This window comes from Mesorhizobium sp. M1329 (assembly GCF_040318035.1).
Classification (GTDB): Bacteria; Pseudomonadota; Alphaproteobacteria; order Rhizobiales; family Rhizobiaceae; genus Mesorhizobium.
Genome location: NZ_JAMYLN010000039.1, coordinates 21,663 through 45,616, shown reverse-complemented (window position 1 = coordinate 45,616; position 23,954 = coordinate 21,663). Strand labels below are relative to the sequence as shown.

The following is a 23,954-nucleotide window of genomic DNA, read 5'->3' as shown; positions in this document are numbered from 1 at the left end:
CGCCATAAACCCGGCGCACCTCAAACTTGTCTCGGGACACGCGCCAAAAGGCTAGGCGAAGAGGCAGGCCGCACCGCCCGCGGTAAGGACGAGTATGGACGCCAGAGGGATCTCCAAGGCCAAGCTGCCGAGCCGCCACGTGACCGTTGGTCCCGAGCGGGCGCCGCATCGCTCCTACCTCTATGCGATGGGGCTGTCGGCGGCCGAGATCGCGCAGCCTCTGGTCGGTGTCGCCAGCTGCTGGAACGAGGCCGCACCCTGCAACATCTCGCTGATGCGCCAGGCGCAAGTCGTCAAGAAGGGCGTGGCATCCGCCAACGGCACGCCACGCGAATTCTGCACCATCACCGTTACCGACGGCATCGCCATGGGCCATCAGGGTATGAAGTCGTCGCTGGTGTCGCGCGAGGTCATCGCCGACTCGGTCGAGCTCACCATGCGCGGCCATTGCTACGATGCGCTGGTTGGATTGGCCGGTTGCGACAAGTCGCTGCCTGGCATGATGATGGCCATGGTGCGCCTCAACGTGCCGTCGATCTTCATCTATGGCGGCTCGATCCTGCCCGGCAGCTACCGTGGCCGGCAGATCACCGTGCAGGACGTGTTCGAGGCGGTCGGCCAGCATTCGGTCGGCACCATCGGCGACGCCGAGCTGCTCGAGATCGAGCAAGCCGCCTGTCCGTCGGCCGGCTCCTGCGGCGCCCAGTTCACCGCCAATACCATGGCCACCGTCGCTGAGGCGATCGGCCTGGCGCTGCCCTATTCCTGCGGCGCGCCGGCACCCTACGAGATGCGCGACCGCTTCAATTTCGCTTCCGGCGAAAAGATCATGGAGCTGATCGCAAGGAACATCCGCCCGCGCGACATCGTTACTATAAAAGCGTTGGAAAATGCCGCGACCGTGGTCTCGGCCACTGGCGGCTCGACCAACGCGGCGCTGCATCTGCCGGCGATCGCGCACGAGGCCGGGATAAAGTTCGATCTTTTCGACGTGGCCAGGATATTCGAGAAAACACCCTATATCGCCGACCTCAAGCCGGGCGGCAAATACGTCGCCAAGGACATGTTCGAGGCCGGCGGCATTCCGCTCTTGATGAAGACGCTGCTCGACCATGGCTATCTTCATGGCGATTGCCTGACGGTGACCGGCCGCACTTTGGCCGAAAATATGGAACATGTTTCCTGGAATGACAGCCAGGATGTGGTCCGTCCCGCCAACAGGCCGATTACCCAGACCGGCGGGGTCGTGGGCTTGAAGGGTAACCTTGCCCCCGAAGGCGCGATCGTGAAGGTCGCCGGCATGACGGAGCTGAAATTCTCGGGTCCGGCGCGCTGCTTCGATTCGGAAGAGGAATGTTTCGAAGCGGTTACGCATCGCAACTATAGCGAAGGCGAGGTTCTCGTCATCCGTTACGAGGGTCCGCGCGGCGGCCCGGGCATGCGCGAAATGCTGTCGACGACGGCGGCTCTCTACGGCCAGGGCATGGGCGGCAAGGTGGCGCTCATCACCGACGGGCGTTTTTCGGGCGCGACGCGCGGTTTCTGCATCGGCCATGTCGGGCCGGAAGCGGCAGTGGGCGGCCCGATCGGGCTGCTTAGGGATGGCGACTTGATCTCGATCGATGCGGTGAACGGCACGATCGAGGTTGCATTGTCCAAAGCCGAACTGGCGGCGAGGGCAAAAGGATGGAAGGCGCGCACGACCGACTATCAGTCGGGCGCGATCTGGAAATACGCACAGACGGTCGGATCTGCCCGCGACGGCGCGGTCACCCATCCCGGCGGTGCCAAAGAAACACACTGCTATGCGGACATCTGAGTTGTTGAGGTCGTCTGTCCTTTCGGCACTGGTTGCGCTCGCCACGTTTGGCGCGACCTTGGGCGCCGTCGGCCAGGCCATGGCCTTCGACGACAAGGTGTTCGACGACAAGACCGGTGTGAAGCCGCAGTCGAGCCCGTGGGCGGTGTTCCAGTTCGGCTTTTCCGCCTACAAGAACGGCCATAAGGAGCAGGCCGCGGAAGCCTATAAATATGCCGCCGAGAACGGCCAGATCGGCGCCACCTGGAAGCTTGCGCGCATGTATGCCGAAGGCGATGGCGTGGCGCGAGACGACTACGCGGCATTCAAGTTCTTCAGCGAGATCGTCGACCAGGATGTCGAGCCCGGTTCGCCCGAGGAAAGCTATGTTTCGGACGCGCTGGTGGCGCTTGGCGACTATCTGAGGAAAGGCATTCCCGGCAGCCCCATCGAGGAGAACGAGGTGGCGGCCCAGGAATATTACATGCGTGCCGCCGCCAACTATCGCAATCCGAACGCCCAGTTCGAGATGGGCCAAATGTTCCTCAAGGGTGAGGGCGGCGTCAAGGCCAGCGTCAAGCAGGCCGGCCGCTGGTTCCAGCTGGCGGCCGAAAAGGGCCATGCGGGCGCGCAGGCGACGCTCGGCAACCTGCTTTTCCAAAGCGGCAAGATCGTGCGGGGGCTGGCGATGATGACCGCGGCGCTCGAACGGGCCTCACCTGCCGACCAGCCATGGATCCGCGGCATGCAGGAGGAAGCGTTTGCAGCCGCCGGCGAAGCCGACCGCCGCACCGCGATCTCGCTGGCCGACGACATCCTCACCAAGGGTGGCGGCGACCAGTAGGTCGGCAGAATTTCCGTTTTTAGATCAATTGTCGGTCGGTTCCGCCGGCATGCCGCCGGGCGCCGGCGTTGAGATCGGCGTGCCCTGCAGATGTGGGGCGAGCGTGTTCTCCGGGCAGCCATCCCGCTGCTTTGTCCAGGACGTGTTGTTGAGCACCATCTCGCAACGGGCGAGGTAGCTTTGGCCGGCAAGCGTCAGGCAGGCGACCCGGCCGATCTGGAATGATTTGCCGTTAGCCAGGCACTCTGCATCGGCAAAAGCAGGCGTCGCCACCGCCATCGCAAGCGCGCAGCCGATCGGGCAGAGTACAAATCGAGTAGTCATGGGAACCCCAGCCACCATGATGATTTCTCATCAAGCGCGCGATTTGTGGCGATAAGAGGTCAACTTATCAATGTGCCGCCGGACAGCAGCTCCGGTCAGGCCGGCTGCAGCGCCAGATCGATCGCCACCGGCACGTGGTCGGAGGGCTTTTCCCAGGCGCGCACCTGCTTTTCGATCGAAGCCGAGGAAAACCAGTTCGCGGCTTCGGGCGACAGAAGCAAATGGTCGATGCGGATGCCGTTGTTCTTCTGCCAGGCGCCGGCCTGATAGTCCCAGAAGGTAAAGACGTCCGGGGCGTCGGTGACAGCACGCACGGCTTCGGTGAAGCCGAGATTCTTCAGCCGCCGGAACGCCTGCCGCGTCGCGGGCTGGAACAGTGCATCGCTTAGCCAGTTTTCTGGATATTTGGCGTCGATCGGCTCGGGGATGACATTGTAGTCGCCGGCCAGCACCAGCGGCTCTTCCAGTGCAAGCCGCTCCTCGGCCCAGCGCTCCAGCCGTGCCATCCACGAAAGCTTATAGGAGAACTTCTTCTCGTCGTCGATCGGGTTGCCGTTCGGCAGATAGATCGAGGCAACGCGCAAGGCGCCCTTGTCGGTCGAGAACACGCCTTCGATAAAACGCGCCTGTTCGTCGGCATCGTCGCCCGGCAAGCCGCGATTGACCTCGTCGAAACGCAGCTTCGACAGGATGGCGACGCCGTTGAAGCCTTTTTGGCCGTAGGTCTCGACATTGTAGCCGAGCGCCTCGATCTCGGCCCGGGGAAACTGCTCGTCGACCGTCTTGATCTCCTGCAGGCAGGCGATGTCGGGCGCGCTTTCCGTCAGCCAATGGGTCAAATTGCCGATGCGGGCGCGAACGCCATTGATGTTCCAGGTGACGATTTTCATGGTGGCCTCGATAGGCTGGTGGTCCGGAGACTAGCGATCCGGTGGATGACGTTCGACAAGGCCGATCGTATTGCCTGCCGGGTCCTTTAGGAAGGCCATCCATTCGCTTTCCCCGGCCTGGCCGAACAGGCCTTCGGTGTCGCGATGGACGAGCGCCGGCGGCGCGGTGAAGGGAACGCCGGCGGCCTTTGCCGAAGCGTGGAACTCTTGGAGGCCGGATATGTCGAGATAGACGGTGCCGGCCGGCAGACCGTCGGTGAAAAGCAGGCGCACGTCACCGGCCAGGATGAAGGCGATGCCCGGCGGATCGAAACGCGCGTGCAGGCTCATGCCGAGCACCTCGCGCCAGAACGCCAGCGTTGCGTCGAGGTCGCGCCCGGCGGAAAGCGCGACCTGACGGACCGCGCCGATGTCGGGCATTTCTAGATCGAGAAGCTGGTGCCGCAGCCGCAGGAGGCGACCGCATTGGGGTTTCTGATCTGGAACGACTGGCCCATTAGGTCGTCGACGAAATCGATCACCGAGCCGCCCATATAGACCAGCGACAGGTCGTCGATCAGCACGGTCGCGCCGTCCTTTTCGATGGCGACGTCGTCGTCATTGCGCCTGTCGACCAGGTCGAACTTGTAGGAGAAGCCGGAACAGCCGCCGCCCTCGACCGAAACGCGCAGGGCCGTCTTACCGGCTTCGCTCGCCACAATCTTGGCGATCCGCCTGGCGGCGGCATCGGTCATCTCGACTTTCATGGCAGTCTTGGCATCAGCGCCCATGGGCGTCACCTTGCTTTCGGTTTTGTATGATAGGTATGAAGCGCGACGGGGCAAGTCAACTGCGGCATACGCTATGACCAACGAGTTGGGCGACATCGGATTCGGCTATCGGCCGCGCGCGGCCTATGCCAGCGACCCGGCGAAGTCGCGCGGGCGACTGTTCGACGAGGTGGAAAGCCCGACGCGCACGCCGTTCCAGCGCGACCGCGACCGCATCATCCATTCGACGGCGTTCCGCCGGCTGAAGCACAAGACGCAAGTGTTCGTCGCACACGAAGGCGACCATTACCGCACAAGGCTGACGCATTCGATCGAGGTGGCGCAAATCGCACGCGCTCTGGCGCGGGCGTTGCGCGGTGACGAGGACCTGGCCGAGGCGGTGGCCCTGGTGCACGACTTCGGCCACACGCCCTTCGGCCATACCGGCGAGGACGCGCTGAACGAGAAGATGGCCGCCTGGGGCGGCTTCGACCACAATGCGCAGTCGCTGCGCGTGGTGACGCGGCTGGAGCGGCGCTATGCCGAGTTCGACGGGCTGAACCTCACCTGGGAAACGCTGGAGGGGCTGGTCAAGCATAACGGGCCATTGACCGATGCCAAGGGGAAAGGGCTGAAGGGGCCGGTGCCGCAGGCGATCCGCGACTATTCCGAACTGCACGACCTCGAGCTCGACCGCTTCGCCGGTATCGAGGCGCAGTGCGCGGCGATTGCCGACGATATCGCCTACAACACCCACGACATCGATGACGGCTTGAGGGCAGGGCTGTTGACGCTGGATATGCTGGAGGGCGTCTCGCTGCCGGGGTCAATCCTCAAGGGCGTTCGTGAGCGCTATCCGGCGCTCGATGACGTACGGACCGGCCACGAGCTGATGCGCCGGCAGATCACCATCATGGTCGAGGACGTGATCGTCTCGACGACGGCCAATCTGGCGCGCATCAAGCCCGGCAGCGCCGAAGCGGTAAGGGCGGCCGGCGAGACGATGGTGAGCTTCTCCGCCGAGACGGCCGCATGGGAAAAGGAGCTGAAGGCCTTTCTTTACAAGCACCTCTACCGACACGCGGAGGTCATGCGGGTGCGCGCCGATGCCGATCAGATCGTCAGGGACCTGTTCGACGTCTATTTCGCCGATCCGCGCGCCATGCCGGATGGCTGGCGCGAAGGGCTCGACCGGGCAGAGGACCGCGTCAAGGCGCGCAGTGTTGCCGATTTCCTGGCCGGCATGACGGACACTTATGCGCTCAAGGAACACAGGCGTTTGTTTGACCATACGCCGGATTTGAGCTAGGGCGGGCTCGATTTTGCCGGCCAACGCGCCGGATCCATGCAAAACCGTCAGAGCCATAGCAATGAACATCTTCGCCGATTTCAACGCGCGAATCATAAAGGCCGTCGAAGCGCTTGATTTGAAAGACAAGGATGGCGTGTCGCCGGACCTGTCGCGCATCGCCGTCGAGCCGCCGCGCGATGCCAGCCACGGCGACCTCGCGACCAACGCTGCCATGGTGTTGGCCAAGCCGACCGGCCAGAGCCCGCGTGCGCTGGCCGAAAGGCTGGCCGAGGCGCTGCGCGCCGACGAGGATATCGCGGCCGCCGAGATCGCCGGCCCGGGCTTCGTCAATCTCAGGCTCAAGGACGGCTTCTGGCAGGCGCATCTGACGGCGCTGCTCGGCGAAGGCCGCAATTACGGCCGCTCGACGGTTGGCGGCGGCAAGAAAACCAATGTCGAATATGTCTCGGCCAACCCGACCGGGCCGATGCATGTCGGCCATTGCCGGGGTGCCGTGGTCGGCGACGCGCTGGCCAATCTGATGGCCTTCGCCGGTTACGACGTGACCAAGGAATACGTCATCAACGATGCCGGTTCGCAGATCGACGTGCTCGGACGCTCGGTCATGCTGCGCTACCGCGAGGCACTCGGCGATGAGATCGGCGAGATTCCGCCCGGGCTTTATCCAGGCGACTATCTGATCCCCGTTGGTCAGGCGCTGGCCAGCGAATTCGGCCGCTCCCTGCTGCAGATGCCGGACGAAGAGGCGCTTGCCATCGTCAAGGACAGGACGATCGATGCGATGATGACGATGATCCGCGAGGATCTGGCGTTGCTCAACGTGCATCATGACGTCTTCTTCTCCGAGCGGACGCTGCACGCCAACAATGCGAAGAAGATCCGCTCGGCGATCAGCGACCTGACGCTGAAGGGCCACATCTACAAGGGCAAGCTGCCGCCGCCCAAGGGCGAGAAGCCGGACGACTGGGAGGACCGCGAGCAGACGCTGTTCCGCTCGACCGCGGTCGGCGACGACATGGACCGGGCGCTGGTCAAGTCGGACGGCACCTTCACCTATTTCGCCGCCGATGTCGCCTACCTCAAGGACAAGGTCGATCGCGGCTTCGTCGACCTGATCTATGTGCTTGGCGCCGATCATGGCGGCTATGTGAAACGGCTAGAAGCGCTTGCCCGGGCGATTGCCGGCGACGAGGTCAAGCTTACCGTGCTGCTTTGCCAGCTGGTGAGGCTGTTTCGCGCCGGCGAGCCGGTGCGCATGTCGAAGCGGTCGGGCGAGTTCGTGACCTTGCGCGAAGTGGTCGAGGAGGTCGGCCGCGACCCGATCCGCTTCATGATGCTCTACCGCAAGAACGACGCGCCGCTCGACTTCGACTTCGCCAAGGTGACCGAGCAGTCGAAGGACAATCCGGTGTTCTACGTGCAGTACGCCTCGGCGCGCTGCCATTCGGTGTTCCGGCAGGCAAGCGAGCAATTGGGCGAGGCGATGTTCGACCGCAACCAGCTGGCCGCCGAAGTGGCTTTGCTGACAGATGAGGGGGAGATCGGCCTGATCAGGAAACTCGCCGAATATCCGCGGCTGATCGAAGCCGCGGCGCTCGCGCTCGAGCCCCACCGGCTGGCATTTTACCTCTACGAACTCGCTTCCAGCTTCCACGGACACTGGAACCGGGGCACCGATAATCCCGACTTACGTTTTGTTAAGGTTAACGACCGACAATTGACGCATGCCAGACTAGGGCTGGTGCAGGCTGTTTCGGACGTTTTGACGTCCGGCCTGACGCTGATCGGAGCCAATGCGCCCACCGAAATGCGTTAGGTTTGAGTAAAAAACCTGTCACCTTTTGCCCACATTGCGCTGGTAAGGGCCAACCCTACGCGACGTCCATGGCGTCCGAATGAGTGCGAGTTCGGGAACAATAATGGCAGACAGAACCCAGCTGAGAGCAGCCGACCAAAACGACATCGCCAACGATGATCCGTTCGCGGAACTGACCAGGATCATGGGGTTCGACCCGCGCCAGCCGGTCAAACCGCAAACGCCGGCCCAGCCGAAAGCCGCTGCCGCCGAACCGTCGGTGGATGAGGCCGATTTCGACATCGATCTCGAGAAGGAGTTGATGGGCGAGTTCGGCGCCGACGCCAATGACAATGCTCCCCCTGCCGAGCTTCGCGAGCCGACACTCGAACCGGACGCCGCCGACGAGATGGAGGACGCGCTTGCCGCCTCGTTCGAACAGGATTTCGCGTTCGACGACAGTGCGGCGGACGATGCTGCCCCCGTTACGGCCGCTCCTGTTGCACCCGACGAAATTGCCTCCGCCCCCGAAAGGGCGTTCGCTCCCGCTGTCGAGCCGGAGTTCGACGACGAGTTCGATAACGCCGTCGCCGGCTCGCTCGAAGACGTGTCGCCGTTCGAGGACGACCTGTCGAGTGACGACGAACTTGCCACCTCTGTCGACCAGGATTTTCGGCTCGACGACGATGTAACGGCCAAGATCGCGGTGACCGGCGAGGATGAACCCAGGGCCGCAGCCCAGGCGATCGAGCCGGTCGACGAGCCCGCCTTCGACCCCGCCTTGGACGATGAGTTCGACAACGCCGTGGCAAGTTCGCTCGAAGACGAGCTGATGCTCGAAGAGCATGAGCCGATGGAGCAGGCGGTCGCCGTTGACACCGTCGTGCACGCCACCGCGCCTGCGTTCGATGACGAGTTCGACGATGCCGTTGCAAGCTCGCTCGAAGACGAGCTGATATTCGACGAGCATGAGCCGGAGGAAAACGTCGCCGCTCCGGCATCGCCGGTTGAAGCGGTTTCGGCCGACGAGGATCTTGCCGGCCATTTCGATGATGCCATGGCCGATGTCGACATGGATTTCGACGTTCGCCCGAACGAGCCTGCCGAAATCGAAGAACCAGAGTTCATCGAAGAGCTGTCGATCGAAGAGCCAGAGGCCGCTCGACTTTCCGGCACGGCCGCTGAAGCGGCGTTCGACGACGATTTCGATCTGAGCTTCGACGATGCGCCTGCCGAGGACGCTGAAGAGCCCGTGGCGCAGGTTGCGGCCGAACCAGCGGCGCCGGCCGCTGTCGTCCCGACGGCTCCAGTGCCCGAGGAACGCAGCCTGGAAGACGAACTGAACGCGCTGCTCGGCGCGATGAGCACACGGCCGGCACAAGCGGTCAACGAACCTCAGACAAGCCAGCAGTCTGCCCAGCAGCCTGCCCAGAAGCCCGTGATGACTGTTCAGCAGCCCATCGCGCCGGTAATTCAGAAGCCAGCAGTGGCCGCTGAACAGCCAATGGCGGCGGTCAAAGACGTCGCTAACGAACCGATGCATGCTGTCGACGAGCTGGATTGGGAACTCGACGAGCACGAGCCCGCTGAGCCGGAGCAGTCCAGTGCCGCCGATGACGCCGATCTTGGCAGTGTCCTGCTTGATGAGCTTGAAGGCGAGGATTTCGGTGTCGAAGCCGCTGCCGGAACCACGGATGATTTAGACAACGATGCGCTCGATGCCGACTTCGCCAGGAACATCGGCCTGGATCATGACTCGGCCGACAAGAGTGCGGCAGCTGCTGCCGAAGAAGACCCGCTCGATGCGCTGAACTGGCTGACGACACGCGCCACACCGGCCGAGCCGGCCCGGTCGTGGAGCCGCGTGACACCGGTCGCACAGCCTCAGCCTGCTTTTGCAAGCCAGCCGGTGGCTTCGGCGCGTCCGGCACCACCGCCGCAGCCGGCTGCAACGCCGTCCTATCCGGCCGCACCGGTCGACGAGAGGCCGTCCTATGAAGATCGGCCCGCCTACACGGAAGCCGCACCAACCTCGCATCAACAGGCTTCCGCCTATGACGAGATGCCCGATGTCGAGACGGTCGACGTGCCCGAGCGCGTCGTGGCGCTGGCGGACGATCTCGACATTCCGGAGCTCAACTTCGACGATGACGAGCCGGTGGCGCCCGCCTACGACGATCTTGATGCCGATTTTGCCAGCCTTCTCACCGAAATGAATGCCACGGATATAGCGCCTGCCCCGGTGCGCAGTGCTGGCTATGACGATGAATACGATGCCGGCTTCGCGGCTGGCTATAAGCAAGATCGTAGCGAGACGCGCGCCTATGGCGCCAAGCCCGCGGAAGCCCCTGTCAGCGCGGCGGCCGCTTCCTATGCCGATGCAGCGGACGGTTTCGATCTGGGCCCATTGCCCGGTGGCCAGCCGGTTTCGCAGGCCGACGATTTCACCTTCGATGAGCTCGACTACGACCCCGAACTGGACGACGAGATGTCGGTTCCGGGCCTTGCCGAACGCGGGGCCGAAAGGCAGCCGCGCAGGCGCGGGCTGCTGATAGGAGCGGTAGTCGGCGCGGTGGCGATCGCCGGAGGCCTTGGTGCCTTTGCGTTGACCCTCGGCGGCAAGAGCGGCGGCGATGCGCCGGTTATCGTCAAGGCCGACAACAGGCCGATCAAGATCAAGCCGGAAAATCCAGGCGGCACTGTCGTGCCGAACCAGGACAACAAGGTCTATGACGCTGTGGTCAAGGGCGCCAAGCCCGCCGAGCCGGTTCAGCAGAAGCTGGTCACCAACACCGAAGAGCCCGTGGACCTGAAGGCCAACGAACCGGAGAGCCGTGTCGTCGATCTTTCGCCCAATGACCCCGATGCCGCCGACGATATCGACGCGCCCGGCACCGTGGCGTCCGACACCGACGCGTCTGGCACCAACCCGCCTGACACCAACGCGCCTGACCCCAATGCGCTTGGCGCCAATGCGGCTGGCGCTACCGAAACCGCCGCCGCACCGGCGCCCAAGTCCGAGGATCGCATCGCGCAGGTTCTGCAGGAGGCCGAGAAGGGTGCCAACCCCGAGATCGTCGCCGTTGCGCCGCGCAAGGTACGAACCATGGTCGTGAAACCTGACGGTTCGCTGGTGGCGCGCGAGGATCCGGCGCCTGCCGCCCCGCAAATGGCTGCTGCCGAGCCGGCCGATCCGGCGCCGCAGCACGTGGCTCCGTCGGCCCAGGCCGACGCCGCCGCGCAGACCGGCACCGTGCCCCTGATCGACCAAATGACAAGTGATCCGAAGATTGGCGACCAGCCGAACGGCGACCAGGCGAGTGGCGATCAGGCCGAAACAACCAAGCTGCAGCCGGCGCCCAAGCCCGACACAAAGGCCGAAGCCAAGCCGTCAGCCAGCAAGCAGTCCGCCAACACCCCGGACACGGTTCCGGTGGCGCCGCAGCGCCCGTCCGACCAGCCGGTCGACGTGGTCGGCGAGGTCAAGCCCGATCAGGTCGCTTCCATCGATCCGGCCGCGGCCGGCGCTGGTTCGTGGTCGATACAGATCGCTTCGCAGCCGACAGTCGAAAGCGCCCAGGCGACTTACCAGGATCTGCAGCGCCGCTACGGCAGCGTGCTTTCCGGCCGCACCGCCAACATCGTCAAGGCCGAGATCGCCGGCAAGGGCACCTTCTACCGCGTCCGCGTTCCGGCGCAGTCTCGCAACGAGGCGATCAAACTGTGCACCAGCTACAAGGCTGCCGGCGGCAATTGCTTCGTGTCCCACTAGCGGCACCAAAGCCCCTCGAAAAAAAGCCGGCGTCCGCGCCGGCTTTTTTGCGTGAACGGAAAGCTCTGGAGGCAATTGCGGGCGATTCCCTTTGTCGGCGCGAAGCTCTAAACTGTTCCGCATGACCGAATCAAAATCCATGATTCTCGGCTGCGCCGGGAAATCACTGACCCGCGACGAGATCCGTTTCTACCGCAACGAATGCCCGTGGGGCTTCATCCTGTTTGCGCGCAACATCGGCGAGACCGAGCAGATCCGCGATCTGGTCGCCGCGATGCGCGACTGCGTCGGGCGTGCGGATGCGCCGGTGTTCATCGACCAGGAGGGCGGCCGGGTGCAGCGCCTGCGGCCGCCGCTGGCGCCGAACTATCCGGCCGCCGGCGCGCTTGGCGCCTTGTGGCGCGACGACCATGATGCCGGCACCCGTGCCGCCTGGCTTATGGCGCGGCTGCATGCCTTCGATCTGCTGCGCTACGGCATCACGGCGGATTGCCTGCCGGTGCTCGACGTGCCGATCGAGGGCGCCAGCGACGTCATCGGCGCGCGCGCCTATGGCAAGGAGCCGCGCGCCGTCATCGAATTGGGTCGCGCCGCGGCGGAAGGGCTGATGGCGGGCGGCGTGCTGCCGGTGATGAAGCATATTCCCGGTCATGGAAGGGCCTTCGCCGATACGCATTTCGAACTGCCGACCGTCGACGCCTCGATCGGCGACCTGCAGCGGCATGATTTTGCCCCGTTCAGGGAGCTCAACCATTTGCCGATGGCGATGACGGCGCATGTCGTCTATAGCGCGATCGACCCGAAGAACCCGGCCACCACATCCGGCAAGGTCATCGAAAAGATCATCCGCGGCGAAATCGGCTTCGACGGGCTGTTGATGAGCGACGACACCTCGATGAAGGCACTTTCTGGGGATTTCCCGTCAAAGGCGGCCGCTATCCTTGCGGCGGGCTGCGATCTGGTCCTTCACTGCAACGGCGTGTTCGAGGAGATGGCCGGCATTGCATCGCGCACGACCGGGCTTGAGGGCAAGTCGTTTGAGCGCGCGGAGCGGGCGCTGACCTATATCAGGAACCGTGATCGGGCTGATGAAACCGAGGTTCGGGCCGAATTTGCCAGTTATTTCAACGCGGTGGCCTAGCATCAAAGGAAGCGAAGTGGCGGAAACATTGGACCTGAAGGCCGGCAAGGCCGCACCGATGGACCGCTTGTGGGCCGAGAACGACGATTCCCGGCTGACCGGCGATCCGGCGTTGGTCGTCGATGTCGCCGGTTTCGAAGGTCCGCTCGATCTTCTGCTGCATCTTGCCCGCAATCAGAAGGTCGACCTGTCGCGCATCTCGATCCTGGCGCTGGCCGAACAGTACCTGGCCTTCGTCGAGAAGGTGAGGGCGCTGAGACTGGAGCTTGCCGCCGACTATCTGGTGATGGCGGCGTGGCTGGCGTTTCTCAAGTCGAAACTCCTGATCCCCAAGCAGCCTGGCGACGAAGGCGAAAGCGGCGAGGAACTGGCGGCGGTGCTGCAGTTCCGGCTGAAGCGGCTGGAGGCGATGCGCGACGCGGCGGCACGGCTGGTCAACCGCAACCGGCTCGGACGCGACGTCTTTGCGCGCGGCATGCCGGAAATGGTGATCGTCGAGAAGCGCAATGCCTATTCGGCCTCGCTCTATGACCTGTTGACCGCCTATGCCCAGCAGCGCCAGAAGCAGGCGATCACCAATGTGACGATCGCCAGGCGCGGCGTGTGGTCGCTCAAGGATGCGCGCGACGTGCTGACCAGGCTGATCGGGTCGCTGCGCGATTGGACGGCGCTCGACAGTTTCCTGGTCGAGTACCTGGCCGGTCCGGAAGAGCGGCGCACCGCGGTTGCCAGCTCGTTTGCCGCGACGCTGGAACTGGTGCGCGAAGGCAAGATGGAGATGCGGCAGGACCAGGTGTTCGCGCCGCTTTATCTGCGCGGCCGCGCCCAGGCCATCAAGATAGTCGAGGTGACACCATGAGCGAACGCGCCAACGCTTCGGTCATTCCGTTCAAGGTCGACGACGACGCCGAGCAAGGCGCGGTCGCCGAGAACCCGGCACAAAATCAGGGGCAGAATTTGTCGCGGAATCCTGGCGAGCGGCTGCACATGGCGGAGGCCGTACGGATGGCAGAGGCGATCGTATTCGCCAGCGCCGAGCCGGTCAGCGAAAAACAGCTCACTTCGCGACTGCCCGACGGCATCAACATTGCCGCGGCGATGGCCGAACTGCAGCAGATCTATGCGCGGCGCGGCGTCAATCTGGTGCGCGTCGGCGATGCCTGGGCTTTTCGCACCGCCGGCGACCTCGCCTTCCTGATGAGCCGTGACACGGTGCAGCAGCGCAAACTGTCCCGCGCTGCCCTCGAAGTGCTGGCGATCATCGCCTACCACCAGCCGGTAACACGCGCCGAGATCGAGGATATCCGCGGCGTCGAGACGTCAAAGGGGACACTCGATACGCTGATGGAGACCGAATGGGTGAGAATGCGCGGCCGGCGCCGCACGCCCGGCCGTCCCGTCACCTACGGCACGACCGATATTTTCCTCGACCATTTCGCGCTCGAGGAGATACGCGATCTCCCCGGCATGGAGGAATTGAAGGGTGCGGGGCTGCTGTCCGGCCGCATGCCGTCGAATTTCTCGGTGCCGCTGCCGCCGGCCGACCCCGATGCGCTCACCGACGACGAGGATCCGCTGACCGACATCGACCTCGAAGAACTCGGCCTTTTGACGCCGCGCGTCACGGAAGATTGAGCCGAGCGCCATCTTAAAGCCACAGGCAGGATGGAACTGCGCCGATTGGTAGCGGGCCGCCGTGCCGAAAGTGCGTGACTTCGGCCACTCATTCATGAACTCTGTCGCAGTTCTGTTTGAATCCGAACCCGAAAGCGCATAGATCAGCGTCTGGGAAACCGTTCGAGAGAGATTTGCTATGGGTTCATTTTCGATTTGGCACTGGATGATCGTTCTGGTGATCGTGCTGCTGGTCTTCGGCCGCGGCAAGATCCCCGAGCTGATGGGCGACATGGCCAAGGGCATCAAGAGCTTCAAGAAGGGCATGGCCGACGACGAGACTGCTGAGGACAAGCGTACCGTCGAACACCGTGCCGACGAAACCGTTTCGGTGCCGAAGGAAAAGGCCAGCAAAAGCTGAGCCCAAAACTTTAGTCGGAACGTATAGCCATGTTCGAAGTCGGCTGGACCGAGATGCTGGTGATCGCGATCGTCATGATCGTGGTCGTCGGACCCAAGGATTTGCCCAACATGCTGCGCACCTTCGGCCGCACGACGGCGAAGCTGCGCGCCATGGCGTCCGATTTCCAGCGGCAGTTCAATGATGCGCTGAAGGAAGCCGAACTCGATGACGTCAAGAAGTCGGTCGATTCGCTGAGAAGCCTCAATCCGGCAGCCGAGATCAGGAAGCAGCTCAATCCATTCGAGCAGGCCGCCGCCGACGTCCGTTCCGGCGTCGATGCCGTGATGAAACCCAAGCCGGCCGTCGATGCCACCGCTTCGACGGAGCAGGCAGCCGAGCCGCTGAAGAACGGCGCAACGACGATGCCGGGCGTCAGCCCGCCGGAGCCGACGCCCGCCACGCCGATCTTTCCGGCGATGACGGACGAGTCCGTCGTGGCGCCGGCAGTGCAGGCGCAAACGGCTGCAGCGGCCGTGCCGCAAAAAGCACCTGCGGCAAGGAAGAAGCCGGCGCCCGCGAAAGCCGCGGCCGCCGCGCCGGCGAAGCCGGCAAAGACCGCTGCGCCGAAGGCCGCCGCAAAAGCTGAGCCGAAAGTTCAATCGGCAGCGAAGAAGCCGGCGTCAGGAGCGAAGAAGCCGGCCGCCAGGAAAACGGCGGGAGCCGCCAAGTGAGCGTTTCGGACAAGGAACAGGACGAGATCGAAAAATCGTCGGCTCCGCTGATGGAGCACCTGATCGAGTTGCGCCGGCGGCTGATCTGGTCGATCGGCGGTTTTTTCGTCGCCTTTCTGGTCTGCTTCTTTTTCGCCAAGCGGCTGTTCAACCTTCTGGTCATCCCGTTCAGATGGGCGACCCAATGGGCCGGGCTCGACCCGCACAAGGTCGAGCTGATCTATACGGCGCCACAGGAATTCTTCTTCACCCAGGTCAAGCTCGCCATGTTCGGCGGCATGGTCATCGCCTTTCCGCTGATCGCCACGCAGATCTACAAATTCATCGCGCCCGGCCTCTACAAGAACGAGCGCAACGCCTTCCTGCCGTTCCTGATCGCCTCTCCGATCCTGTTCCTGATGGGCGCGTCGCTGGTCTATTTCTTCTTCACGCCGATGGTGATGTGGTTCTTCCTCGCCATGCAGCAGACTGGCACCAATGACCAGGTGCAGATTTCGCTGCTGCCGAAAGTGTCCGAATATCTCAGCCTGATCATGACGCTGATCTTTTCCTTCGGCCTGGTGTTCCAGCTGCCGGTGGTGACCAGCCTGATGACGCGGGTCGGCATGCTGTCGTCCACGGCCCTGGCCGAAAAGCGCAAATGGGCGATCGTCATCGCCTTCGTGGTGGCGGCGGTGCTGACGCCGCCCGACCCGATGAGCCAGATCGGCCTAGCGATTCCGACGATCCTGCTCTACGAGGTCTCGATCTGGTCGGCCCGGCTGATCGAGCGCAGCAAGGAGCGCGACCGTGTGGCCCGGGAAAAGCAGGACGCCACCGAAGAGGTGGCCGAAAAGCCGGCGGATGCGTCTTCGACGTAGGTTCGGTTGAGGCGGGCAGCATCTTTTTGCCGGCCGCAGCAACTTTGTTCTTGCTTTGTGCCGGCAGCTATGCTACTAATTTGGGTATGGTGCCAATTGGCCCCAAAAACCCGCCTCCCGAGGCGGGTTTTTTGTTTCCAGGGCGAAAACTGCGGTGTTGTCGGACGTCAATGTCGGCGGGACTGCGCCCCCCTCTGTCCTGCCGGACATCTCCCCCACAGGTGGGGAGATCGGCTGTCCTTGCCGCTTTCGCCAATCTCCGGCGCTGAAAAAGCAAGCCGCCGGCGAAGCTGCCAATCTCCCTCCTTGTGGGGGAGATGTCCGGCAGGACAGAGGGGGGCGCGAAGGAACTCGGCCTGACATCTTGCATCAATGAAAGATGCGGTTTACGCCCTCTGGTCTTTGTTTTGGGCATGTCGTGGTCCCAAAACCACTGCGCACTTCTGGGCGACATGCCCCCTGAGGACGAACAGACCATGCTTGACATCAAATGGATTCGCGAGAACCCGAAGGCCCTTGTCGAGGCGCTGAAGAAGCGCTCGTGGTCGGCTGAGGCGGCGCAGTCTACAGTCGACGACCTGATCGCCGCGGATGAGGCCCGGCGCGAGCATCTGACCGAGCTGCAGACCAGGCAGGAACGCCGCAACGCCGCCTCGAAGGAGATCGGCAATGCCATGCGCTCGGGCGATGCCGCCCTTGCCGAAAGGCTGAAGGCCGAGGTCGGCGAGATCAAGACCTTCATCCAGAATGGCGAGGCGCGCGAGCGCGAGCTCGACAAGGCCCTGAACGATGCATTGGCGGTGCTGCCCAACGTGCCGTTCGACGACGTGCCGGTCGGCAAGGACGAGCACGACAACGTCGTCAAGCGCGTCGTCGGCAAGCTGCCGACGCGGCCGAACTGGGTGAAGGAGCATTTCGAGATCGGCGAAACGCTCGGCATGATGGATTTCGAGCGGGCAGCACGGCTTTCCGGCTCGCGCTTCACCGTGCTCAAAAGCGGCCTGGCGCGGATGGAACGCGCGCTCGGCCAGTTCATGCTGGATCTGCACACCACCGAGCACGGCTATGTGGAGATCCAGCCGCCGCTGATGGTGCGCGACGAGGTGCTTTTCGGAACCGGGCAACTTCCGAAATTCGAGGAGGATTTATTCTTCGTTCGGCATGGGGACGGCAGGCTTGGCCTAATCCCAACCGCCGAAATCCCGCTCACCAATCTGGTTCGCGACGAAATCACGCCGCACGAAAAACTGCCGCTGCGCTATACGGCGCTGACGCCGTGCTTCCGCTCGGAGGCGGGGTCGGCCGGGCGTGACACGCGCGGCATGCTGCGGCAGCACCAGTTCTACAAGGTCGAGCTGGTGTCGATCACCGACCAGGAGACTTCGGTTGCCGAGCATGAGCGCATGACCGAATGCGCCGAGGAGGTGCTGAAGCGGCTCGGCCTGCCGTTCCGCACCATGACGCTGTGCACCGGCGACATGGGCTTTGGCGCGCGCAAGACCTACGACATCGAGGTCTGGCTGCCCGGCCAGAATGCCTATCGCGAGATATCGTCGTGCTCGGTGTGCGGCGATTTCCAGGCGCGGCGCATGGACGCCCGCTACAAGGACAAGGACGGCAAGGGCAACCGCTTCGTCCACACGCTGAACGGTTCGGGCACCGCCGTCGGCCGCGCTCTCATTGCCGTCATCGAAAATTACCAGAACGAGGACGGCAGCGTAACCATTCCTGAAGCGCTTCGCCCTTACATGGGCGGTCTGGAAAAGATCGAATCGAAATAATGCGCATCCTTCTGACCAACGACGACGGCATCCATGCCGAGGGCCTTGCATCACTCGAACGCATCGCCCGCACGCTGTCGGACGACGTCTGGGTGGTGGCGCCGGAACAGGACCAGTCCGGCTATGCGCATTCGCTGTCGATCTCGGAGCCGCTGCGGCTCAGGAAAATCGGCGAAAAGCACTTTGCCGTGCGCGGCACGCCGACCGACTGCGTCATCATGGGCGTGAAAAAGATCCTGCCCGAAGCGCCCGACCTGATCCTGTCCGGCGTCAATTCTGGCGCCAACATCGCCGACGACGTCACCTATTCGGGCACCGTCGCCGGAGCCATGGAAGGCGCGCTGCTCGGCGTGCGCTCGATCGCCATCAGCCAGGCCTATTCCTATGTCGGCGAGGACCGCGTCGTTCCCTACGAGACCACCGAAGCGCTGGCGCCGGCGCTGCTCGAAAAGCTCGTCGCCATGCCGTTGCCGGACGGCGTGCTGCTCAACGTCAATTTTCCGAATTGTGCGCCGGAAGAGATCGCCGGAACTGTGGTCACTTCGCAGGGCAAGCTGGTCCACAGCCTGTGGGTCGACGAGCGGCGCGATGGGCGCGGCCTGCCATACTACTGGCTGCGCTTCGGCCGCGAGCCGGTCGAGGGCAAGCAAGGCACCGACCTCCATGCCTTGCGCAATCGGCTGGTGTCGGTGACGCCGCTGCAGCTCGATCTCACCGCGCATGAAATCCGCGATCAACTGGCCGAGGCGCTCGCATGAGCTTGAACCACGCTGCAACGGTCGACGAGCGCGAAGGTTTCGCTGCCTTCCTGCTTCGCCTGCGCGGCAGGGGCACGGTGCCGAAGGCGCTGATCGCCGCCTTCGAGGCGACGCCGCGGCGCGGCTTTCTGTCTCCGCATTTCCACTCGATCGCCTGGTCGGACCGTATGCTGCCGATCGAATGCGGCGAGGCCATCGAAGGCGCCGACCTGCAGGCGGCGGTGATCGCGGCACTTGCCATCGAGCCGGGCAACCGCGTGCTTGAGATCGGCACCGGGTCCGGCTACACGGCGGCGGTGATGTCGCGGCTTGCCGCGCGGATCGTCACCATCGACCGTTACAAGACGCTGGCCGAACAGGCCCGGCAGCGCCTCGAGGCGCTCGCCATCGGCAATGTCATCGTGCGCCAGGCGGACGGTTCCAACGGGCTGGCCAACGAAGCGCCGTTCGACCGCATCGTCGCCTGGGCGGCTTTCGACAGCCTGCCGCGCTTTCTCCTCGACCAATTGTCGAGCGGCGGCATCGTCATCGCGCCGATCGGACCCGACGAAGGCGAGCAGGTGCTGGCCAAGCTGACCAAGGTCGGCAGCCGCTTCGAACGCGAGGATATCGGCCTGGTGCGGCTGCAGCCGATCCTGCGCGGCGTCGCCGCGGTGATTTAGGCTGTGTCGATATTCAGGTGAGGCCGGCCTGCAAATTGCGGCTTCCTCCGCTTCCGGTGCTCACGTACCCAAAAGTACGCTCCGCTCCGGTTCTCGGAACCCACCATTTTCGGCTCGGCCTGACCTGAATCTCAACGCACCCGGCACCCGATCCCGAATATTTTAAGAAAATTTGCGCCAGATTCTACAGGTTTAACCGACCGGTAACATTAACGCGCTTTAATCACACTCAGTTGTACCGGGTCTGTGCGGGTTAGTGCGATGCAATTCAGTGTTTTGAAGGCAAACGGACGCAATCTGGCGCGTGGCTGCGCCGTCCTCATGATCGCAGGCGCTGCGACTGGGTGTAGTTCCCAGGTGGCGCGGTTCAACAGCGTCGACGACGTGTTCACCGCCTCGACCAACAACCAGCGCGCCATCATCGACAAGCAGGACGCTGCCCAGCCCTATCCGGGCGATGTTGCGGCCGCCCCGATCGACGGCAGCCACACCCAGTCGGTCAGCCGCTCAAGCCTCGAACCGGTCACGGCGCAGCAATTGCCGCCGCCGGCTCCCGCCCTGGCGCCTGCCGCCCGTCCGGTGCGCACCGCTGCCGCGCCGGCCTTGACGCCTGCCGCTCCTCGTGTCGACAGGACGGCAACCGGCACCGTCGCTCCGGCGGCAAGGCCATTCAAGAATGCCGAGCCCGACGCGCCGCGCATGGCGACGGCCGCCGGCGCGCCACATGCGACCGAGATCGTCGTCAAGGACGGCGAGACCATTTCCGGCCTGTCGCGGCGCTACGGCGTGCCGGCCGACGCCATCATGAAAGTCAACGGGCTGAGCGCGACCAAGGGGCTGAAGACCGGCCAGAAGCTCGTCATCCCGGCCTATGCGTATTCGAGCAACGGCGCCGCGCCGAAAGTCGCTGATGCCAAGCCAGCGAACGGCACCAGGCACGACCAGCCGGCCGACGCGCCGGAGAAGGTGGCCGTGCTGCCGCAGCAGCCGAAGCTCAGGGAAGGCAAGTCTGCCGCGCAGGTCGACGCGTCGGCTGCCGCGAGCCAGCCGAAGGATGGAAAGACTGCGGCGAAGGTGGCTTCGGCGGCGGCCAAGCCGGCCGGTGCCGGCGGCACTTACACGGTTCAGCAAGGCGATACGCTGTCGGCCATCGCCAGAAAGACCGGCGTCGGCGTCGTCGCGTTGAAGCAGGCGAACGGCATGCAGGATGGACTGCTCAAGATCGGCCAGACCCTGAAAGTGCCGGCAGGCGGAACCGCTGTCGTCGCCAGTGCGAAGCCGGCAAAGGTCGATCCGGTGACGACGGCCACCACCCAGCCGTCGGCCAAAGCCACGCCGACGCAAACGCTCGCCTCCTACACGCCGCCGAAGAAGGATGCGAAAGTCATCCAGCAGGCCGAGGACGACGATGCGGTAGCGCCGGATGCAACCGGCGTCGGCAAGATGCGCTGGCCGGTGCGCGGCCGTGTGATCTCAAGCTTCGGCGGCGGCAAGGATGGCGTCGACATTGCCGTGCCCGAGGGGACGCCGGTCAAGGCGGCTGAAAACGGCGTCGTCATCTATGCCGGTGACGGCCTCAAGGAATTCGGCAACACGGTGCTGGTGCGGCACGAAAACGGTCTGGTCACCGTCTATGGCCATACCAGCTCGATCGAGGTGCAGCGCGGCCAGAAGGTCAAGCGCGGCCAGGAAATCGCCCTGTCCGGCATGAGCGGCACCACCGACTCGCCGAAACTGCATTTCGAAGTGCGCAAGAACTCGGCGCCGGTCGATCCTTCGACCTATCTCGAATAGAAAACGAAAAGCGATTTGCGGGCCACCTGACCTTCAGCCCGCCGAGGAAGTCCGCGCCGCAAGGTGCGGGCTTCTTCTGTTGTTCGTCCTTGAGCGGCTAATCCTTGAGCGATTTGCCGAGCCGGCCTGCCAGATCCTGGGTGAACTGCCAGGCGACGCGGCCCGAACGGCTGCCGCGCGTCGTCGCCCATTCCAGCGCCTCGGCGCGCAGCGTCTCGGGATCGATCGCGAGATCGTGATGGCGGACATAGCCGTCGATCATGTCGAGATATTCGTCCTGAGAACATTTGTGGAAGCCAAGCCACAGGCCGAAACGGTCCGACAGCGAAACCTTCTCCTCGACCGCTTCGGACGGATTGATCGCCGTCGAGCGCTCATTGTCGATCATGTCGCGCGGCAACAGATGCCGCCGGTTCGAGGTGGCATAGAAGATGACGTTGGCCGGGCGGCCCTCGACACCGCCTTCAAGAGCTGCCTTCAGCGATTTGTAGGATGTATCGTCGTGGTCGAATGACAGGTCGTCGCAAAACAGGATGAAACGGAACGGCGCTGCCTTCAGCAGTCCCATCAGCTTCGGCAGCGTGTCGATGTCTTCGCGATGGATCTCGATAAGCTTGAGCGGCAGGTCGAGCTTTGTCGAAGCGTTGACCGCGGCGTGCACCGCCTTGACCAGCGACGATTTGCCCATGCCGCGCGCGCCCCACAACAGCACGTTGTTGGCAGCATAGCCGGAGGCGAAGCGCTCGGTGTTGTCGACCAATATGTCGCGGACGCGATCGACCCCGCGGATCAGGCCGATGTCGACGCGGTTGACCTTGAGCACCGGCTCCAGATAGCCGGGATCGGCCTGCCAGACGAAGCAATCGGCCTCGCCGAGGTCGGTTTGCGGCACCGGCGGTGGCGCGAGGCGGGCGACCGCCTCGATCAGGCGGTCGAGCTTCTGGCTCAGGATATCGATGCTGCTGTCGGTCATCTCTTGTCTTTTTTGTTTCGCATTCAGGACGGTGCGGCAGGCCAACCTACCTGATTTCAGCGGTTTCGAAACTCGTCCCAAGCATTTGTTCGGGCATGATCTTTTGCCGAAACCGAGCGTCGCTTTTCGGGATCACCCTCTAACACAGCTCACCAGGCCGGAAAAGCAGCCGATTTGCCCGCCCGCGCAGTTGCATTGGCAACGTTACCGACTATATTCCGGCCAAATTTGGCGGGGCCGTCAAATTTCCGCAAAACCGTTTGGCGGCTGTTTTTCAAAATTCAGGAGTACCTCGATGTTCGTGACACCGGCATACGCCCAAGGCATCGGCGGGGACTCGTCCGCAATGTTTATCCAGATCGTACCGTTTGCTCTGATTTTCGTGATCATGTATTTTCTGATCATCCGGCCGCAGCGCACGCAGCTGAAGAAGCGCGGCGAGATGCTTTCGGCGATCCGCCGAGGCGATACGGTGGTCACCGGCGGCGGCTTCGTCGGCAAGGTGACCAAGGTGATCGACGATAATGAGCTCGAAGTCGACCTTGGCGGCATCAAGGTGACGGCACTGCGCTCGACGATCGCCGAGGTGCGCGTCAAGGGCGAGCCGGTGGCGAACCAGAACGCCAAGAAATAACCGAATTGCCGGCGGAACGATCCGCGGGCAGGGCTCTGACGAACGACGGCATATGTTCCACCTTTGGCGCCTGAAGCTGATCCTGACGTGGCTTGCCGTAGCCAGCACGCTTATCTTCCACGCGACCAATATCTTCGCCGCCGGTTATACCATGCGACCAGAATGGCTTGCCGAAAGCCGGTCAACCGTTGAAGCAAGCCAGCAAGATGGTCCACACATCCTGCTCAGGTTGGATGTGTCCGACGTGATCGAGGGCCGGCTGAAAGCAACACGCGACGAGGTCCGGTCGCTGCTACGCGAAGCAAGGATCGGCTATACCGGCCTTGCCAGTTCGGGTCGGACCGTTCAAGTGCACATAACAGATCCGGCTCAGCTTGACCTCGCCAAGGCGACACTCAAAACGGTGACCGATCCTGTCGCGGACAGCGGTGTCCAGGAAATGACCCTGGACGACAGTAGGCCCGGCCTGCTCAAATTCACCGTAACGGATGCAGGTTTGAAGTATCGAACTTCGGCCGCGCTCGCACAGTCGGTTGAGGTCATCAAAGATCGTATCCGCGACCTGGGCGCCCACTCGGTGGTTCGGTCAACGAATGAAGACGGCATATTGGTCCGCACGTCGGGCGTTGCCGATCCGCAAAGGCTAGGACAAATTCTCACCCGGCCCGGTCACCTGAGCTTCCAGTTCGTTGATCTGTCGATGCCAGTCGACGAGGCAATCGGCGGCCGCCCGCCCGTCGGCTCGGCGGTTTTTTATTCGATGGACGATCCTCCGGTTCCCTACTTGATCGAAAATCGGGTTATCCTTTCCGGTAAAAATGTGCTGGATGCGCAAGCAACCCGCAATTTGGCGACCGATGAGCCTGTCGTCTCATTCCGGCTTGATTCCCGGGGTACGGCGCGTTTCAAATGGGCTACGACGCAGAATATCGGCAAGCCGTTTGCAGTTATATTAGACGATAAGGTTATTTCGGCGCCTGTTATCCGAGAGCCCATTGAAGGCGACACCGGTCAGATATCGGGAAATTTCACCGCTGAAAGCGCCAATGACCTCGCCTTGCTGCTGCGCACCGGCCCCTTGCCAGCAAGATTGACAATCGCCGAGGAAGCACGATAGGG

General features: G+C 63.4%; 22 protein-coding genes. 17 read left to right on the top strand and 5 right to left on the bottom strand.

Translation table 11 applies throughout. The annotated features are described in order from the left end of the window. The first annotated feature begins 94 nt into the window (after positions 1–94). A complete protein-coding gene (gene ilvD, locus NKH21_RS28315) occupies positions 95–1,819 on the top strand; it encodes a dihydroxy-acid dehydratase (protein ID WP_352869134.1) in 1,725 nt (574 codons plus the stop codon). Continuing rightward, positions 1,806–2,642 carry a tetratricopeptide repeat protein gene (locus tag NKH21_RS28310; RefSeq protein ID WP_292663816.1) on the top strand — a complete coding sequence of 279 codons (837 nt, stop codon included), beginning with the start codon at positions 1,806–1,808 and terminating at the stop codon, positions 2,640–2,642. Before ilvD ends, NKH21_RS28310 begins: the two co-directional genes overlap by 14 nt. 24 nt (positions 2,643–2,666) lie before the next feature. On the opposite strand, the gene NKH21_RS28305 is transcribed toward NKH21_RS28310, so the two are convergent. From NKH21_RS28305 to erpA, 4 genes are all read right to left on the bottom strand, one after another. Continuing rightward, positions 2,667–2,984 (bottom strand): hypothetical protein, encoded by a 318-nt coding sequence (locus tag NKH21_RS28305; RefSeq protein WP_352869131.1) that lies wholly within the window; start codon positions 2,982–2,984, stop codon positions 2,667–2,669. A gap of 77 nt (positions 2,985–3,061) precedes the next feature. Then, a complete protein-coding gene (gene xth, locus NKH21_RS28300; RefSeq protein WP_352454506.1) occupies positions 3,062–3,856 on the bottom strand; it encodes an exodeoxyribonuclease III in 795 nt (264 codons plus the stop codon). Positions 3,857–3,886: 30 nt separating this feature from the next. Beyond that, complete coding sequence (locus NKH21_RS28295; protein WP_352869128.1) at positions 3,887–4,276, bottom strand: VOC family protein; 390 nt, start codon at positions 4,274–4,276, stop codon at positions 3,887–3,889. A gap of 2 nt (positions 4,277–4,278) precedes the next feature. Then, on the bottom strand, positions 4,279–4,626 hold the full coding sequence (gene erpA, locus NKH21_RS28290) for an iron-sulfur cluster insertion protein ErpA (protein ID WP_254818314.1): 348 nt from the start codon (positions 4,624–4,626) through the stop codon (positions 4,279–4,281). 73 nt (positions 4,627–4,699) lie between these two features. Between erpA and NKH21_RS28285 the strand changes: the two genes are divergently transcribed. The 13 genes from NKH21_RS28285 (at position 4,700) to NKH21_RS28225 (ending at position 21,228) form a co-directional block, all read left to right on the top strand. Further along, positions 4,700–5,914: a deoxyguanosinetriphosphate triphosphohydrolase gene (locus tag NKH21_RS28285; protein WP_352869124.1), complete on the top strand. Its 1,215-nt coding sequence runs from the start codon at positions 4,700–4,702 to the stop codon at positions 5,912–5,914. 61 nt (positions 5,915–5,975) lie between these two features. Further along, positions 5,976–7,733, top strand: a complete 1,758-nt coding sequence (argS, locus tag NKH21_RS28280; protein ID WP_352666050.1) for an arginine--tRNA ligase — start codon at positions 5,976–5,978, stop codon at positions 7,731–7,733. A gap of 103 nt (positions 7,734–7,836) precedes the next feature. Further along, positions 7,837–11,484, top strand: a complete 3,648-nt coding sequence (locus NKH21_RS28275; protein ID WP_352869121.1) for an SPOR domain-containing protein — start codon at positions 7,837–7,839, stop codon at positions 11,482–11,484. Positions 11,485–11,605: 121 nt separating this feature from the next. Beyond that, positions 11,606–12,625 carry a beta-N-acetylhexosaminidase gene (gene nagZ, locus NKH21_RS28270; protein ID WP_352666052.1) on the top strand — a complete coding sequence of 340 codons (1,020 nt, stop codon included), beginning with the start codon at positions 11,606–11,608 and terminating at the stop codon, positions 12,623–12,625. Between the two features lie 58 nt (positions 12,626–12,683). Next, the gene (locus tag NKH21_RS28265; RefSeq protein WP_023678931.1) at positions 12,684–13,484 is read left to right on the top strand and encodes a segregation and condensation protein A; all 801 of its coding nucleotides are present in this window, start codon (positions 12,684–12,686) and stop codon (positions 13,482–13,484) included. Next, positions 13,481–14,260, top strand: coding sequence for an SMC-Scp complex subunit ScpB (scpB, locus tag NKH21_RS28260; RefSeq protein ID WP_352451389.1), 780 nt, complete (start codon positions 13,481–13,483; stop codon positions 14,258–14,260). Before NKH21_RS28265 ends, scpB begins: the two co-directional genes overlap by 4 nt. 178 nt (positions 14,261–14,438) lie before the next feature. Next, on the top strand, positions 14,439–14,660 hold the full coding sequence (locus NKH21_RS28255; protein ID WP_352490594.1) for a twin-arginine translocase TatA/TatE family subunit: 222 nt from the start codon (positions 14,439–14,441) through the stop codon (positions 14,658–14,660). Positions 14,661–14,689: 29 nt separating this feature from the next. Beyond that, positions 14,690–15,373: a Sec-independent protein translocase protein TatB gene (tatB, locus tag NKH21_RS28250; RefSeq protein ID WP_352666054.1), complete on the top strand. Its 684-nt coding sequence runs from the start codon at positions 14,690–14,692 to the stop codon at positions 15,371–15,373. Continuing rightward, a complete protein-coding gene (tatC, locus tag NKH21_RS28245; RefSeq protein WP_352869116.1) occupies positions 15,370–16,233 on the top strand; it encodes a twin-arginine translocase subunit TatC in 864 nt (287 codons plus the stop codon). The genes tatB and tatC overlap by 4 nt, the downstream gene beginning before the upstream one ends. Before the next feature lie 476 nt (positions 16,234–16,709). Beyond that, positions 16,710–18,014, top strand: coding sequence for a serine--tRNA ligase (gene serS / locus NKH21_RS28240; RefSeq protein ID WP_352869113.1), 1,305 nt, complete (start codon positions 16,710–16,712; stop codon positions 18,012–18,014). Beyond that, on the top strand, positions 18,014–18,772 hold the full coding sequence (surE, locus tag NKH21_RS28235; RefSeq protein ID WP_352869111.1) for a 5'/3'-nucleotidase SurE: 759 nt from the start codon (positions 18,014–18,016) through the stop codon (positions 18,770–18,772). Before serS ends, surE begins: the two co-directional genes overlap by 1 nt. Further along, entirely contained in the window at positions 18,769–19,434 is a 666-nt protein-coding gene (locus NKH21_RS28230; RefSeq protein WP_352490590.1) for a protein-L-isoaspartate(D-aspartate) O-methyltransferase, read from the top strand. Before surE ends, NKH21_RS28230 begins: the two co-directional genes overlap by 4 nt. Positions 19,435–19,695: 261 nt before the next feature. After that, on the top strand, positions 19,696–21,228 hold the full coding sequence (locus NKH21_RS28225; protein WP_352869109.1) for a peptidoglycan DD-metalloendopeptidase family protein: 1,533 nt from the start codon (positions 19,696–19,698) through the stop codon (positions 21,226–21,228). Between the two features lie 97 nt (positions 21,229–21,325). Here the strand turns inward: NKH21_RS28225 and NKH21_RS28220 are convergent, their stop codons facing one another. Further along, the gene (locus NKH21_RS28220; protein WP_352666059.1) at positions 21,326–22,201 is read right to left on the bottom strand and encodes an ATP-binding protein; all 876 of its coding nucleotides are present in this window, start codon (positions 22,199–22,201) and stop codon (positions 21,326–21,328) included. A 295-nt stretch (positions 22,202–22,496) separates the two neighbouring features. On the opposite strand from NKH21_RS28220, the gene yajC reads away from it, so the two are divergent. Together yajC and NKH21_RS28210 are read left to right on the top strand one after the other, a co-directional pair. Beyond that, positions 22,497–22,835, top strand: coding sequence for a preprotein translocase subunit YajC (gene yajC, locus NKH21_RS28215; RefSeq protein ID WP_352666084.1), 339 nt, complete (start codon positions 22,497–22,499; stop codon positions 22,833–22,835). A 52-nt stretch (positions 22,836–22,887) separates the two neighbouring features. Further along, positions 22,888–23,952 carry a SecDF P1 head subdomain-containing protein gene (locus NKH21_RS28210; RefSeq protein ID WP_352869107.1) on the top strand — a complete coding sequence of 355 codons (1,065 nt, stop codon included), beginning with the start codon at positions 22,888–22,890 and terminating at the stop codon, positions 23,950–23,952. The last annotated feature ends 2 nt before the right edge of the window (positions 23,953–23,954 follow it).

Excerpts from the sequence above, each read along its gene's own strand:
- erpA (WP_254818314.1), bottom strand. The coding sequence starts at position 4,626 with ATGGGCGCTGATGCCAAGACTGCCATGAAAGTCGAGATGACCGATGCC.
- NKH21_RS28305 (WP_352869131.1), bottom strand. The coding sequence starts at position 2,984 with ATGGTGGCTGGGGTTCCCATGACTACTCGATTTGTACTCTGCCCGATC.
- NKH21_RS28225 (WP_352869109.1), top strand. The coding sequence starts at position 19,696 with ATGCAATTCAGTGTTTTGAAGGCAAACGGACGCAATCTGGCGCGTGGC.
- scpB (WP_352451389.1), top strand. The coding sequence starts at position 13,481 with ATGAGCGAACGCGCCAACGCTTCGGTCATTCCGTTCAAGGTCGACGAC.
- yajC (WP_352666084.1), top strand. The coding sequence starts at position 22,497 with ATGTTCGTGACACCGGCATACGCCCAAGGCATCGGCGGGGACTCGTCC.
- tatB (WP_352666054.1), top strand. The coding sequence starts at position 14,690 with ATGTTCGAAGTCGGCTGGACCGAGATGCTGGTGATCGCGATCGTCATG.
- NKH21_RS28310 (WP_292663816.1), top strand. The coding sequence starts at position 1,806 with ATGCGGACATCTGAGTTGTTGAGGTCGTCTGTCCTTTCGGCACTGGTT.
- NKH21_RS28295 (WP_352869128.1), bottom strand. The coding sequence starts at position 4,276 with ATGCCCGACATCGGCGCGGTCCGTCAGGTCGCGCTTTCCGCCGGGCGC.
- NKH21_RS28220 (WP_352666059.1), bottom strand. The coding sequence starts at position 22,201 with ATGACCGACAGCAGCATCGATATCCTGAGCCAGAAGCTCGACCGCCTG.
- NKH21_RS28210 (WP_352869107.1), top strand. The coding sequence starts at position 22,888 with ATGTTCCACCTTTGGCGCCTGAAGCTGATCCTGACGTGGCTTGCCGTA.
- surE (WP_352869111.1), top strand. The coding sequence starts at position 18,014 with ATGCGCATCCTTCTGACCAACGACGACGGCATCCATGCCGAGGGCCTT.
- argS (WP_352666050.1), top strand. The coding sequence starts at position 5,976 with ATGAACATCTTCGCCGATTTCAACGCGCGAATCATAAAGGCCGTCGAA.
- NKH21_RS28275 (WP_352869121.1), top strand. The coding sequence starts at position 7,837 with ATGGCAGACAGAACCCAGCTGAGAGCAGCCGACCAAAACGACATCGCC.
- ilvD (WP_352869134.1), top strand. The coding sequence starts at position 95 with ATGGACGCCAGAGGGATCTCCAAGGCCAAGCTGCCGAGCCGCCACGTG.
- NKH21_RS28230 (WP_352490590.1), top strand. The coding sequence starts at position 18,769 with ATGAGCTTGAACCACGCTGCAACGGTCGACGAGCGCGAAGGTTTCGCT.
- xth (WP_352454506.1), bottom strand. The coding sequence starts at position 3,856 with ATGAAAATCGTCACCTGGAACATCAATGGCGTTCGCGCCCGCATCGGC.
- NKH21_RS28265 (WP_023678931.1), top strand. The coding sequence starts at position 12,684 with ATGGACCGCTTGTGGGCCGAGAACGACGATTCCCGGCTGACCGGCGAT.
- NKH21_RS28285 (WP_352869124.1), top strand. The coding sequence starts at position 4,700 with ATGACCAACGAGTTGGGCGACATCGGATTCGGCTATCGGCCGCGCGCG.
- serS (WP_352869113.1), top strand. The coding sequence starts at position 16,710 with ATGCTTGACATCAAATGGATTCGCGAGAACCCGAAGGCCCTTGTCGAG.
- NKH21_RS28255 (WP_352490594.1), top strand. The coding sequence starts at position 14,439 with ATGGGTTCATTTTCGATTTGGCACTGGATGATCGTTCTGGTGATCGTG.
- nagZ (WP_352666052.1), top strand. The coding sequence starts at position 11,606 with ATGACCGAATCAAAATCCATGATTCTCGGCTGCGCCGGGAAATCACTG.